The sequence below is a fragment of the Parabacteroides sp. AM58-2XD genome (assembly GCF_003463685.1).
Lineage (GTDB): Bacteria > Bacteroidota > Bacteroidia > Bacteroidales > Tannerellaceae > Parabacteroides > Parabacteroides segnis.
In genome coordinates this window covers 1-12,602 of sequence record NZ_QSDP01000005.1, presented here as the reverse complement: position 1 = coordinate 12,602, position 12,602 = coordinate 1, and the positions used below count along the sequence as shown (strand labels likewise).

Here is a 12,602-nt window from a genome sequence, read left to right as displayed (position 1 = left end):
TGTCACTTGTAAGGGCGGTTCGCGAACAACCCCTACCTGTCAACTATTAAAGCATTCTGAGTGCACTTTTTATCACTTGTTCCACAGCCAGCATCGGCGAGGTTTTCAGTATTGAACTGACTGCCTTTTGTGAGCAGCCTTTTGGAATCCCAGCATAACCAGGGCGGCCACCGCTTCTTCGGCCACCGCGCCGTTTCCTGCCGTGGCAGCCGTTCCCGTTCCAACCATAGAATCGCCGGCTTTCACCTTGTTTTTCAGGTCGACCAGGATGCGCTGGGCTGTTTTCTGTCCGATGCCTTTTACCGAGGTCAGCGCCGTTTCGTTTTTGTTGGCGATAACCTGGATCAGTTCGGAAGGAGGAAGAGATGACAGGATCATACGTGCCGTATTAGGACCGACGCCGGATACCGATGTCAGTAATAAAAACAACTCGCGTTCAACCTTTTGGGCGAAACCGAACAGCAGGTGAGCATCTTCACGTATTACTTCATATACGTAAATTTTCCCGGTTGGTTTACCGCTGAATGCGCTGTATGTGGTCAGAGATATGTTAAGTACGTAGCCAATCCCTGCACATTCGATTACCATCTGTGTGGGAGTCAGTTCTACGATATCCCCCTTAATATATTCTATCATTTTGCGTCTCTTCTAGTTATTCGTACCTATTATAACGCAAAATTAAGCAAAAGCGTATATCAGACCTAAAGAAATATTCAAATAGGTGAATAATTATTCTCTTCCCGAATGTTCGGCAGTGAAGGTTTCGAAGCAGCCGCGATCTTGCAGGGTGACATAGCAGCGGCGGTTGTCAGGACCTCCGAATGTGATGTTTGAGGGCTTTTTGCCTTTCAGTTGTATTTCGCGGATCAGCTTGCCCTTCGGATTTATAACGGCTACCGTTCCTTTGTCGTAGCGGCAGAGATACAGGTTGCCTTTCACATCGCAACGAATTCCGTCCATGCCGAAGCCTTCGAAGGTGTGGAAAAGCCGTTTGTTTTTGAGTGTCCCGTCCGGCTTGATATCATAGACCCATACTTTGAGTTGTGCAGACTCGTTAACATAAAGTTTTTTACCATCCGGGCTGACATCGATGCCGTTGGTCGTCCCCATATTGCTTTCCAGCAGGGTCACTTTACCGTCGGGAGTGATCAGCCAGAGTTGCCCTTTCTGGTTCGGCCAGTCCGGATCGCTGGCATAGATATTGCCGCTCGGAGCGAGGGCGATGTCGTTGGGCTGGTTCATCCGGGACTCATGTGCATACGTGCTGATCGCTTTGGTCTGCATGTCGACTTTCAGGATATTATGACCGGTATAATCGGCAACCAGCATGTCTCCGGCCTTGTTGAAGCGGATGCCGTTGCCTGTCGAACCTTCGGGGAGCGTCACGAAACATTCGTGCGAGCCGTCCGGACGTACAATGCCTATCGTTCCTTCTTTTCCGTAGTTAACGGCATACAGATTGCCGGCTTTGTCGGTGGCCGGACCTTCTATTCCGTTGGTGAAAGTACCTTCCGGCAGTAAATCGGCTGTTTCCCGCTGTGCGGAGGTCTGTGCGCCGGCTGCCAGTCCTACGAACAGGCAACTCATGATTGTAAGGAACATTGTACGTGTTTTCATATCAAATCTATTTTATTGTTTCCAGAATCCCGGAACAAGTAATGTCAATACAGTAAATATCTCCAAACGTCCTGTCATCATCAGTAAGGAAAGGAACCATTTGGATACCACCGGAACTTCCGAGAAGTTGTCTACCGGCCCCAGTTTGCCAAGTCCCGGTCCGACATTGCTGATGGCTGAGACGGCAGCACCGATCGACTCTTCAAAACCCAACCCGTCGAGCATCAGCACGATACAGCTGAGTACGATCAGTGACATATAGGCAAAGGCGAAAGCCAGTACGCGGTGTACGACCTCGCCGGATACGATATGTGAATCCATCCTTACCGGGATAATGGCATGTGGATGGGTTTGTTTCTTGAATTCGTTGAACAGGTTTTTGGAAAGGATCACGAAACGTCCCATCTTCAGCCCTCCGCAGGTCGAACCAGCGCAACCGCAGATGAACATCAGTATCAGGGCGATCATCCAGAAGAAAGGCCCCCAGGGAATATAATTCTCTGTCGCGAATCCGCAGGTCGAAACCAGCGTAACCACCTGGAATGCAGCCTGCCGGAAAGCTGTCGGGAAGTCTGTAAAGAATCCGTGATACATGATCCAGCCGGTTGTTATTCCCGTCATGATCAGGACGAACCAGAAGAACCAGCGAAACTCTTCATCGAAAAACAACTTCTTTATATTCCCGTTCAGACAGAAATAGATCAGGGTGATATTAGTCGCCCCGATAAACATAAATATCGTGATAACATATTCTATATAAGCCGAATGCCAATAAGCGATACTGGCGTTCTTGGTGGAATAACCGCCGGTAGAAATCGCTGTCAGGGCATGGTTTACCGCGTCATATAAATTCATCGGGCCTATCCATAACAACCCGATCAGCAGGACGGTAAGGAACACGTAAACACCCCACAGGCGTTTGGCGACCTGTGTTACACGCGGACGGAACCGTTCGTGTGTGATCCCCGGCGTTTCGGCATTAAACATCTGTGTCGCTCCGCCTCCCAGGATAGGCATCAACGCTACGGTAAATACGATCATACCGATACCTCCCTGCCATTGGGTGAGGCTTCGCCAGAACAGGACGCCTTTAGGCAGTGCCTCTATATCGGTGAGTATGGTCGATCCGGTAGTCGTGAAACCCGACATGGTTTCAAAGAAAGCATCCGTTATATTGTCGATATATCCTCCCAGGTAGAAAGGCAACATTCCCAGCAACGAGAGCAGCAACCAGGTAAGCGTAACCGTCAGCATCCCTTCCCGGCGGCCGGCAGTGTATTCGTTTGCACGGAAACCGATGGCATAGAGCGATATGCCGACCCCGAACAGGATTCCGCTGGAGATAAGCAACGGGTAGAAATCGCCTCCTTTGTACAGGAAAGCGACCACTGTCGCCATCAGCATAAACAGTGTTTCGAGGATGCACATCATCCCCAGCATTTTTATTATGAAACGTATATTCAGTAACATACTAAAACATACTAATTAAAATAATCTTCCAGTTTACGCATGGCAGTCTCCAGGCAGAATACCACCACGTGGTCGTATGCCTGTATCTGTGTGTCACCCTTAATCATCATCGGTTCGCCGTCGCGTATCAGTCCGCCCAGCGTCAGGTCTTTCGGCAGGTGCAAGTCTTTCACCTGTTTGCGGGTGATTTTCGAATCGGGGCGTGCCACCAACTCGGCCACGTCGGCATTGGCAAAGGTCAGGAACTTCACGTTCGACACATCGGCATCCAGCAGGAACTGGTAGATATGACTGGCGGCAATCAGCTTCTTGTTGATTACCGAACCGATATCCATATTCTCGGCCAGCGGGATATAGTCGATATTCTCGATCTTGGCGACTGTCTTGAATACGCCGAAACGTTTGGCAGCCAGGCAAGCGAGGATATTCGTACTCGAATTCTCGGTGAGGGCGACAAACGCTTGTGCGTCTTTGATCCCTTCCTGCATCAGCAACTCCGTGTCGCGTCCGTCTCCGTTGATGATCAGGACATTGCTCGGCACTACCTCGGCTATGCGGTGACTTTTCTCTTTGTTTGTTTCCAGTATCTTTACGCGGATATTGTTCGGCAGGTACTGGCTGGTGCGGATAGCGATGCGGCTGCCTCCCATGATAAAGATCTTCTTTACTTCCGGGTCTTTTTTGCCGGCATGCATCTGCACGTCTTTGATATGTTCTTTGGTCGTCGTAAAGAAAACGATATCGCCGGGCAGGACAAGGTCGGTACCGCGGGGGATAATCGTTTCATATTGCCTTTTGATGGCAACGATATGGTACAGCTTTTGTTCGTTCAGCAGTTCGGCCAGTTGTTTGTTCACCAGGCGGGAGTTTTCGCGAACCTTCACCCCGATCAGGATCAGGGCTCCTCCGAACAGCTCCCAGTACTGGCGTGTCCACGGGCGGCGTATCGCGTTGACGATCTCTTTGGCCGCCAGCATTTCCGGATAGATCATCGAGTGGATGCCCAGCTTCTCGAACAGTTCTTTGTTTTTAGGCAACAGATATTCGTAGTTGTTGATACGTGCCAGAGTTTTGCGTGCTCCCAGCTTGGAAGCCAGGATACTTGCCGCAATATTCGTTGTCTCTTCCGGAGTAACGCTGACGAACAGGTCTGTTTTTTTTATGCCGGCTTCTTCCAGGTCGCGGATCGAAGTCGGATTACCAACCATAGGAAGTATCTCCATATTGGTGTTGGTGATGTTCAACCGTTCCTCACTCGGGTCCATCAGGATGATATCCTGTTTTTCCTGAGATAACATCTTTGCAAGATGCGTACCCACTTCGCCTGCCCCGGCAATAATAATCTTCATTTTATCAATTGTTACTCATTCCACCTGCCGCATCGTCCGGCAAATCGTCATTAATAATTAATCGTTCATCATCTTTCGGATTTCTCCGGCTATGCTGCCGGCATCCAAGCCGCACAATTTGTATAACTCGGGGATCGACCCGTGTTCAATGAATGTGTCGGGTATACCGATGCGTTTCACCCGCGGAGTATATCCGTTGTCTGCCATAAATTCAAGAACCGCACTACCCAGTCCGCCCTTTACTACACCGTTCTCTACGGTAATGACGCGTTTGAACTTTTTGCCTATTTCGTCCAGTAATTCTTCATCGATCGGTTTCAGGTAAATCATGTCATAATGTGCAACCGATATTCCTTCACCGGCTACTTCTTCAATTGCTTTTATCACTTCGTTTCCAATCGGTCCGATAGATAAAACAGCTATATCGTCTCCTTCGCTCAATTTCTTTCCTTTTCCGATGGGCAGGACATGCATTTCGTTACGCCAGTCCTTTTTCTCGCCTTTCCCTCGCGGATAACGGATCACGAACGTGCCCGTAGCCTCCTTGTAACCCGTGTACATCAGGTTCCGCAAATCCAACTCGTTGAGTGGCGAGGCAACCGTCAGGTTGGGTATCGGACGGAGGTAAGCTAGGTCGAACACTCCGTGGTGCGTGGCGCCGTCTTCGCCGACCAGTCCGGCACGGTCCAGGCAGATCACCATATGCAGTTTTTGCAGGGCGACGTCGTGTATCAGGTTATCGTATGCCCGCTGCATGAAAGAGGAGTAGACATTGCAGAACGGGATCATTCCTTCTTTCGCCAGTCCGGCGGAGAAAGTCACCGAGTGACCTTCGGCTATCCCGACATCGAGGCCCGTTGAGGGAATGCCTTCATCATATAGATCATGGAACTTCCGGTCGGCATGGCGGGAGTGATACCCACGATCCGCTCATCCTTTTCCGCCAGTTCCACCAGCGTATGTCCGAAGACGTCCTGATACAATTGCGGCTCATCCAGGTTGTGCACGATGATGCGCTGGCCTGTTTCCTTGTTGAACTTGCCCGGTGCATGCCATTCGGTAGCCGATTCCTCGGCAGGCTTGAACCCTTTTCCTTTCTTTGTCTTGATATGCAGCAGCTTGGGGCCCTGCAAATCTTTTATATCGTTCAGTAGCTTTATCATGTAGTTCACATCGTGCCCGTCTACGGGGCCGAAGTAACGGATGCTGAAACCTTCAAACAGATTATGTTGCTGGGTGAGCAGTGCTTTCAGGCTGTTGTTGAAGCGCAGGATATTCCCCCGGCGGTCATTGTTGATGAGCTTCATCTTCCGCAGGCCGCGGTACACATCGTAACGCATTTTGTTGTAGGCCTGGCTGGTTGTGATGTCAACCAGATACTGGCTCAATCCTCCGACACAGTTGTCGATAGCCATATCGTTGTCGTTGAGGATAATCAGCAGGTTGTTGGGGTTGGCAGAGGCATTGTTCAGCCCTTCGAAGGCCAGTCCTCCGGTCATTGCCCCGTCGCCGATCACGGCTATTACGTGGCGGTCGTGTTCCTCCTTCAGTTCCGAGGCGACCGACATACCCATGGCTGCCGAAATGGAGTTGGAGGCATGTCCGGCAATGAAAGCGTCATACTCACTTTCTCCCGGGTTGGGGAAACCGCTGATTCCTTTGAATTTCCGGAGCGTATGAAAAGCCTCCCTACGTCCGGTCAGGATTTTGTGCCCGTAAGCCTGATGTCCGACGTCCCAAACGATCCGGTCGTAGGGCGTATTGAAGACATAATGCAGGGCGACGGTCAGTTCGACAGTACCGAGGCTGGCTCCCAGATGGCCGGGGTTTTCAGAAAGTATATCTATTATGTATTGCCGCAACTCTTCACATACCTCGCCCAATTTCTCCTGAGGCAACTTGCGTAAATCCTCGGGATAATTAATGACGTTTAATATATGTTCATCCTTGCAATCTATCATGTCCGCTAATTTTTGTGGCAAATGTAAAGAATTAACGGCACATAAAATAGTTTTGGCAGCGCATTTTCTATTTCCCGTAGCCGGATTGAGGTAATTCGTCGAATAAATTGAATTTTATTTTAATACTCTCGTTTTAGCTTCGCCCTTATCCGGCTAAGGCTTACCGGGGTGATTCCCAGATAGGAGGCGAGGCATTCCAGCGGCATTCTTTGCAGTAAATCCGGATTGTCTTTCAGCAGTTCCCTGTAACGTTCGGATGCGGTTGTAAACAGGAGGGAGATAAGCCTTTTCTCTGTTTGCAGGAATTCTGTTTCTGCAAATTTACGTCCCCAGTTGGCAATATGTATATCTTCTTCGAATAGCTCATAGAGTTCTTTGCGTTTCAGCATATACAGCACCGAGTTTTCCATCAGTTCGACAGTTTCATATCCCTGCTGGTTGTTCACGTAGCTTTTCAATGAAACGATGGTGCTACCTTCCCGGCCGATCCAAAAGGTTACTTCTTTGCCGTCGACAGGGATATAAGCCCTTGCAATCCCTTTCTCGATAAAAAACAGATTTGTCTCGGTTTTGCCCGTTTCCAATATGAGGTGGCCTTTAGGATATGTAACCTTTGACAAGAGCCTCTTCAGCTTGTCCACTGAAGATTCCGGCATCGGGTATATTTTGTTTATGATCTCATGTATATCCATCGGGTATCCAATTGTTTTTACAAAAGTACTAAAAGTTACCTTTGAAAAAGGAATTTGTTTGCAACCTTCTGCCGTTATTTCTTATCAAATGTAAAGAGCCGGTGAGAGGGGGCGGCTTAACTTTGCAGCCAAATTTTAAATGTCGGAGTTTATGAGTTGGATTATATTGATTGTTGCGGGATTATTGGAGGTCTGTTTTGCCTTTTGTCTGGGTAAGACCAAGGAGACGGTAGGGAATGAATATTATCTGTGGGGAATAGGATTTGTGGTCTCTGTAACTCTGAGTATGTATCTTTTGGCAAAAGCGACACAGACTTTACCGATAGGTACTGCTTATCCGGTATGGACCGGTATCGGAGCTGTCGGTACGGTGTTGGTCGGGATTCTTTTTTTTCATGAACCGGCTACTTTGGGACGGTTGTTTTTTATTACGACTTTAATCATCTCCATCATAGGGTTGAAGATGGTTTGATTTCCTGAATTTTGGTTATCAGCAAAGTTTTCGGGTGCACCGCGAACTTTGCTGATCCATATAAATAAAGTGAGTGGATTACAAGTTGTCTATTTCTTCAATAGACAGACCTGTACACTGGGCGATCATTTCTGTGTTGACTCCCCGCTTTTTGAAATTGGCAGCGATAAGGCGTTGTTCCTCAGTCTTACCTATTTTGATCCCCTTTTCCACACCTTTCTCTTCCGCATAGTCGATCGTGTTTTTATAATCGCGATAGCGTTTCAAGGCTTCATCATACAGGATACGTTCATCCTTGCTCAGATTAGCCACATCTGCTACTTCAAGCAATTTGTCGAAGACGGCTTTGCGTGCCTTAAAAGGCATTCTTTCTAATGTATCCATATGCTTTAATAAATATAACCAACGTTCAAAATCTGTTTCGCAATCATCCGGCTCTTTTGTAAACCAGGGGAGTTCCAAATAGACCTGGCGAATCTTGTCGCTAAACATACGCCCCGTATCACGGTCTGCTAATATAACATCAGTACGGAATTTGGAGTTTATCCCCATCTTATAGTTTAACAGAAATATGCCATACACCGGACATAAGCTAAACTTCCAGTCTTTTCCCTTTTCCCCTTGATTACTGATAGCCCGTGACAAGTAATAAATACCCCGGTCGTAAAAGTAGGGTTGGGCTCCGTTTTGCATTTCGACCACAAACCAACCTCCTTTGTCATCTCTGCAATGAATGTCGAATATCACTCCCCGGTCCTCTATGGTTTCCGGTTGTTGGATAGGATTCAGGAAAGTGATGTCAATGATATGACGTTCATCTTTCAATAATTGATTCAGAAAATCAATTAATAACTCTTTGTGTACCTCTTGACCGAAGATACGGTGAAAACCGAAGTCGGTAAAAGGATTTATAAATTTTCCCATAACTAATGAATTTTGGTCGTCGTCCAATAACAGACGATGTGACAAAGGTAAAGATTATTTTAATAAACAATCGTTCTGAAGGGACTTTTTTCGTATCTCCGTCCGTTTTTGTGGTTCGGTGAAGGCGAGTATGACCTCTGATATGACTGGTCAGGCAGATTTGTGGGGAGAAAATTTGTAGAGTATGATTAGTGCGATTATGAGGGTAAATAATGCAGTCAGGTATTTGGGTAAGTCTGATTTCCTCTCTGCCTCTTTTCTGATCTCTTTTGTTTGTTTTGACTGCCTCTCCAATTGTTCCTCATATTGCCAGACGAGCGTTTGCAGGCTATCGCAGATGGCGGAGACGAATAATGTGTCGCGAAGATATTGGATTTCAGCGGTTGCCTGTCCGCTTTTTTGGATAAAGGCGGCGCCGGCTGGCAACTCTTTGAGGGCTGTGACCGGAATGGAAAGGTTGGCACGGCTTTCGGGGATTCGGGCCGTTTGAACTGTCAGGCGGCTGGTTTGCAGCAGGCTGTCGGTCTGCTGGTAAAAGGAAGCGGTGTGTTTGCGGCTCGAACAATTTGCGAAAAATAAGATGATGAGAATGAATAGGCTGAATTTCATGGAGATTTTTAATGGTATGAATTTATGGGGGTGTGTTTTGCTGTTGTCTCTTATTTATCTGTAAAGTATCTGCCAGCGGTTAAACCCTTCGCGATAAGACAGATGGAGGAACTTTTTGCGGCGGTAGAGGATTGCCTGGTCGAAAGGCAGGCCGGATTCTTTCAGTACTTCCAGCAGCTTTTCCGGCCCTTCGGCGATGTAGCAGTCGGCCGCTTCGCCTTTCGTGTGCTGTGAGTTTTTAACGCCGCCGGCCAACAGGTTGACCGTTTCGTTGCGGTAGCCGCTTGTGATGGCGATTGCACTGCCGTAGCGGTTGCGAAGCGGTTGGAGCAGGTCGGTTATAAGGTTTTTCAACGCTTGAAGGGCTTGTGGGTTCGGTACGTTTTCAAGTCCGTTTTCGACGGCAATCCGGTTGTATGTGAGTTCTTCGAAGGTGAAATTTCTACTAAGGTTCATTGATTTTGTTTGTATTTATAATCTACTCCGAACAGCGCCCCGGCAAACGTTGCAGTCTCACCGAAGGCTACCAGCACACTGTTATGAATCTCTCCCAGCGGAGCCGTCCAGAAGCCGAAAAATAAAAGGAGGATGCCGGCTGCGGTCAGCAGCACGGCAATCCAAAATTGTACACTTTGTTTCTTCACTCGGGAAAGTCAGGGTTCGCCCAGAAAATCAAAGACGAGCGTCACCTGTTTAGGAGTTAAAATCTTTTGTCCGTTGTAATAGCCCGCATCTGTGAGGGCCTGCATGAGCGGTTTGTTATACACGAGCCAGCGTTTCAGTTGTACGCCGGCGCTGCGGATGCTGCTGTGCGGAAAATACATCGCACTCAGTTCTTTAATAGAAAGCGTTGTTGGTTTCATCGTGATAACAAAGATAATGAAAATTGAAGATTAAAAATTGAAAATTGAAAATTATTTTGACTTTCAATCCGATAATTATACTGATCGCGAAGCCTAATTTTCAATTTTCAATTAGCACGTTACTCGATTTCCGGTCTGTCGCTGCCTCCGCCGCCCCCTTCGGAGCCGCTGCCTCGTCTTCTTTCTTTTCGGTAGAGGTGAAGGCGACCAGCTTTTTGGTATTACGCAGGGACGCGCCGGGTGTGAAGATCACACGTGCCCCTTTCACGTCTGCCTGGGTGAACGACTTCTTGTCGCTTGCGCCGTTGCTGGACAACGAGAGGCGGAAATTACCGAACTCGCCTAACTGGACGATACGTCCTGCACGCAGCTCCATGTCGAGGATGAAATTAAGGTTATCCAATACCGCTTTTACGTCGGCGCTGGAAACGGTAGATCGCGCTCCGATCATGACACACAATGTATCCATGTCGGTATGCCCGTTGTAGTCCGGTATCGCATAAATTTTTTCCTGTGCTGCACCGCCTTTCAGGTCGGTCACTTTTCTTGTTACTAATTTGTAGCCCTGGGCCATCGTTTAATTGATTGTTTTTAAGGTTGATACTTTGTTGTTTCGTCTGATTGACAATACAAAGTTACGACCGGTCGGATAGGCGGAGTTGAGTTGTGTGCAGATAGGTTGCATTAAATGATCTTTTGTATAATATCCTTTTGTTTATCGTTTAACATCTAATTGCTTTGTCGAAATTCTCGAACAGGAAGAGACTGTGAATTTATTCATCCTGCTCCTCTATCCATTCTCTCAATTTTGCTTGTAGCAACTGCTTATCAGGAAGGTACAGGGCGTATTGTTGTGCATAGATATTGGAATCTTTTGGCAGAGTAAGTTCTACCAACGCATCTTTCTTTTCTTTGCAAAGCAGAATGCCGATTGTCGGTTTTTCAAAATCTTGCTTGACATAACGGTCATAATAGTTGACATACATCTGCATTTGTCCCAAATCTTGATGAGCCAGTTTGTCTACTTTCAGGTCAATCAGCACATAGCATTGTAAAAGTCGGTTATAGAAAACCAAGTCGACATAGAAATTTTCTTCATCGAAAGTAAATCGCTTCTGACGTGCTTCAAATAAGAAACCTTTCCCTAGTTCTAATAAGAAATGCTGCATCTTTCCTATTATAGCATTTTCCAACTTGGTCTCAGAATATGATACATCAGATTTAAGTCCTAAAAATTCTAATGTTAGCGGATTCTTGATGATGTCATCAGGATTATTAATAGTTTGTCCCTCTTGTGCCAAACGCATGACTGCCTCTTTGTCTCTGCTGAGAACCAATCGTTCATACAGGCTTGAATTATATTGTCTTTGCAGTTGTCGAACACTCCAATTCTGCTTTTGGCATTCGATTTCATAGAACTCCGTTCTGCTTTGGATTCGATACGCATTACCAAATAGTGAGACCAAGAAAGCGTAAACGGGTATGTGTCAGTTAATTTTGTTGAGCTTTTTACCGTTTTTTGAATTCGGTCAACACTGTTGCGCCGATCTGTTTTACCGAATATATCGTGAAAAATTTACGGCATCTTTTCAAGGTTTCTACCGACCATCCATCGCCAAGTCTTTCTGTCAATACCTCTGATACACCTTTCAATAACTGTTTACCGTATGTTGCACGTTCTTCACCTTCTTGTACGACATTTACAATAATGCGCCCTATTTCATATTTGGTGATGACTTCGGTAATATTAACTGCTCGTGCAACATTTGCTCGTGCCTTGAACTTTGACATCTAAGCATTCTGCTGTGACAGACCTTTATACGACATTGCAAATATAACCTTTATTTATAGAAAACCATGTTTCTCTAGGACTTTTTTCAATCTGACACCTTATTTCTGAAAGCCAGTCTCGAATTTTACATTATCTTCCCTTCCCTGTTTCACTCCATCCGAGTCCGTTTTCAATTTCTCCCGGATGAAATTTGATTTTCTTCCGAAAGAAATTATTTTTTCTCCCGGATAGTGGTTTCTTCCTAACTCGTTCCCGTAGTGACCGAACCGGACGGTTATATCGACCTCTTGCGCTTTTGGTGGCAGGAGCTCGGTCGAAACCTTTCGGATGATGATCTGGAACGTATCTTCCGCCCGATGCTGTCGTATGCTAAAAAACAGGCGCGCAAAGGGGTGAAAGTGGAAAGCGTTTATGTAGAATACCGCGAAGAACCGAAAGGCTCGCAGGCGGCGTAAATTTAGAAAGAAATGAGTCAATGTGGCAATATGCCAATGTGCCAATTTAAAAATAATTGAACCTTCTGCTAATTATAGGATGAGCCAGTTAGTGACGGTGTCTTCAGGCTGTAGGCCTGTAACAAACTAGCCCAGGGTTCTAACCCTGGGTTCTCTTGAATCCTTCTCTTTCTGAGGCACCCTGTAGGGGTGCGACAAGATGGAAATGGTTGATATTTAGCTTGTCCCGCCCTTACAGGGCGGAAAGGCAGGAGCGAGTTTTCATAAACCCAGGGTTAGAACCCTGGGCTGGTTTGTCAAAGCCTTACAGGCTTACATTGACACCGTAGGGGCGTTCGCGAACCACACGTGTCCACCATATCCGCCCCGAGGCTATCTGCGTGATAGTGGAGAATATA

14 protein-coding genes and 2 pseudogenes are annotated in these 12,602 nt (G+C 47.0%); 2 read left to right on the top strand and 14 right to left on the bottom strand.

Translation table 11 applies throughout. From position 1 onward, the window contains the following. Positions 1–46: 46 nt before the first annotated feature. The 6 genes and pseudogenes from ruvA to DXA15_RS02170 all read right to left on the bottom strand — a co-directional run bounded on the left by ruvA (position 47) and on the right by DXA15_RS02170 (position 7,089). Positions 47–636 (bottom strand): annotated as a pseudogene (gene ruvA / locus DXA15_RS02195) (Holliday junction branch migration protein RuvA). Positions 637–729: 93 nt separating this feature from the next. Further along, positions 730–1,617, bottom strand: a complete 888-nt coding sequence (locus DXA15_RS02190) for an SMP-30/gluconolactonase/LRE family protein (protein WP_128132974.1) — start codon at positions 1,615–1,617, stop codon at positions 730–732. A gap of 12 nt (positions 1,618–1,629) precedes the next feature. Continuing rightward, positions 1,630–3,087, bottom strand: a complete 1,458-nt coding sequence (locus DXA15_RS02185; RefSeq protein ID WP_199676190.1) for a TrkH family potassium uptake protein — start codon at positions 3,085–3,087, stop codon at positions 1,630–1,632. Positions 3,088–3,098: 11 nt separating this feature from the next. Beyond that, on the bottom strand, positions 3,099–4,436 hold the full coding sequence (trkA, locus tag DXA15_RS02180) for a Trk system potassium transporter TrkA (RefSeq protein ID WP_128132973.1): 1,338 nt from the start codon (positions 4,434–4,436) through the stop codon (positions 3,099–3,101). Positions 4,437–4,493: 57 nt separating this feature from the next. Continuing rightward, positions 4,494–6,397, bottom strand: a pseudogene (gene dxs, locus DXA15_RS02175) (1-deoxy-D-xylulose-5-phosphate synthase). Positions 6,398–6,516: 119 nt separating this feature from the next. Continuing rightward, positions 6,517–7,089, bottom strand: a complete 573-nt coding sequence (locus DXA15_RS02170; protein ID WP_128132972.1) for a Crp/Fnr family transcriptional regulator — start codon at positions 7,087–7,089, stop codon at positions 6,517–6,519. Positions 7,090–7,240: 151 nt separating this feature from the next. Here DXA15_RS02170 and DXA15_RS02165 point away from each other — a divergent pair, with 151 nt between their 5' ends. Beyond that, complete coding sequence (locus DXA15_RS02165; protein WP_128132971.1) at positions 7,241–7,561, top strand: multidrug efflux SMR transporter; 321 nt, start codon at positions 7,241–7,243, stop codon at positions 7,559–7,561. 78 nt (positions 7,562–7,639) lie between these two features. Here the strand turns inward: DXA15_RS02165 and DXA15_RS02160 are convergent, their stop codons facing one another. The 8 genes from DXA15_RS02160 to DXA15_RS02125 all read right to left on the bottom strand — a co-directional run bounded on the left by DXA15_RS02160 (position 7,640) and on the right by DXA15_RS02125 (position 11,748). Beyond that, on the bottom strand, positions 7,640–8,485 hold the full coding sequence (locus tag DXA15_RS02160) for an Rpn family recombination-promoting nuclease/putative transposase (protein ID WP_044245416.1): 846 nt from the start codon (positions 8,483–8,485) through the stop codon (positions 7,640–7,642). Positions 8,486–8,635: 150 nt separating this feature from the next. Further along, positions 8,636–9,094 carry a hypothetical protein gene (locus DXA15_RS02155; protein ID WP_128132970.1) on the bottom strand — a complete coding sequence of 153 codons (459 nt, stop codon included), beginning with the start codon at positions 9,092–9,094 and terminating at the stop codon, positions 8,636–8,638. 54 nt (positions 9,095–9,148) lie between these two features. After that, positions 9,149–9,550, bottom strand: coding sequence for a D-Ala-D-Ala carboxypeptidase family metallohydrolase (locus DXA15_RS02150; protein WP_128132969.1), 402 nt, complete (start codon positions 9,548–9,550; stop codon positions 9,149–9,151). After that, positions 9,547–9,738, bottom strand: coding sequence for a hypothetical protein (locus DXA15_RS02145; RefSeq protein WP_128132968.1), 192 nt, complete (start codon positions 9,736–9,738; stop codon positions 9,547–9,549). Before DXA15_RS02145 ends, DXA15_RS02150 begins: the two co-directional genes overlap by 4 nt. A gap of 9 nt (positions 9,739–9,747) precedes the next feature. Continuing rightward, positions 9,748–9,957 carry a DUF4248 domain-containing protein gene (locus DXA15_RS02140; RefSeq protein ID WP_044215091.1) on the bottom strand — a complete coding sequence of 70 codons (210 nt, stop codon included), beginning with the start codon at positions 9,955–9,957 and terminating at the stop codon, positions 9,748–9,750. A gap of 100 nt (positions 9,958–10,057) precedes the next feature. Beyond that, complete coding sequence (locus DXA15_RS02135; protein ID WP_233566692.1) at positions 10,058–10,531, bottom strand: HU family DNA-binding protein; 474 nt, start codon at positions 10,529–10,531, stop codon at positions 10,058–10,060. Between the two features lie 199 nt (positions 10,532–10,730). Further along, positions 10,731–11,264 (bottom strand): PDDEXK nuclease domain-containing protein, encoded by a 534-nt coding sequence (locus DXA15_RS02130; RefSeq protein ID WP_233566690.1) that lies wholly within the window; start codon positions 11,262–11,264, stop codon positions 10,731–10,733. A 202-nt stretch (positions 11,265–11,466) separates the two neighbouring features. Then, positions 11,467–11,748, bottom strand: coding sequence for a DUF1016 N-terminal domain-containing protein (locus tag DXA15_RS02125; protein ID WP_128132967.1), 282 nt, complete (start codon positions 11,746–11,748; stop codon positions 11,467–11,469). A gap of 258 nt (positions 11,749–12,006) precedes the next feature. On the opposite strand from DXA15_RS02125, the gene DXA15_RS02120 reads away from it, so the two are divergent. Next, on the top strand, positions 12,007–12,204 hold the full coding sequence (locus DXA15_RS02120) for a hypothetical protein (protein WP_128132966.1): 198 nt from the start codon (positions 12,007–12,009) through the stop codon (positions 12,202–12,204). Positions 12,205–12,602 lie beyond the last annotated feature (398 nt).

Bases quoted from the DNA above. Each gene is read 5' to 3' on its own strand.
- DXA15_RS02190 (WP_128132974.1), bottom strand. From the start codon at position 1,617: ATGAAAACACGTACAATGTTCCTTACAATCATGAGTTGCCTGTTCGTA.
- DXA15_RS02185 (WP_199676190.1), bottom strand. From the start codon at position 3,087: ATGTTACTGAATATACGTTTCATAATAAAAATGCTGGGGATGATGTGC.
- trkA (WP_128132973.1), bottom strand. From the start codon at position 4,436: ATGAAGATTATTATTGCCGGGGCAGGCGAAGTGGGTACGCATCTTGCA.
- DXA15_RS02170 (WP_128132972.1), bottom strand. From the start codon at position 7,089: ATGGATATACATGAGATCATAAACAAAATATACCCGATGCCGGAATCT.
- DXA15_RS02165 (WP_128132971.1), top strand. From the start codon at position 7,241: ATGAGTTGGATTATATTGATTGTTGCGGGATTATTGGAGGTCTGTTTT.
- DXA15_RS02160 (WP_044245416.1), bottom strand. From the start codon at position 8,485: ATGGGAAAATTTATAAATCCTTTTACCGACTTCGGTTTTCACCGTATC.
- DXA15_RS02155 (WP_128132970.1), bottom strand. From the start codon at position 9,094: ATGAAATTCAGCCTATTCATTCTCATCATCTTATTTTTCGCAAATTGT.
- DXA15_RS02150 (WP_128132969.1), bottom strand. From the start codon at position 9,550: ATGAACCTTAGTAGAAATTTCACCTTCGAAGAACTCACATACAACCGG.
- DXA15_RS02140 (WP_044215091.1), bottom strand. From the start codon at position 9,957: ATGAAACCAACAACGCTTTCTATTAAAGAACTGAGTGCGATGTATTTT.
- DXA15_RS02135 (WP_233566692.1), bottom strand. From the start codon at position 10,531: ATGGCCCAGGGCTACAAATTAGTAACAAGAAAAGTGACCGACCTGAAA.
- DXA15_RS02130 (WP_233566690.1), bottom strand. From the start codon at position 11,264: ATGCGTTTGGCACAAGAGGGACAAACTATTAATAATCCTGATGACATC.
- DXA15_RS02125 (WP_128132967.1), bottom strand. From the start codon at position 11,748: ATGTCAAAGTTCAAGGCACGAGCAAATGTTGCACGAGCAGTTAATATT.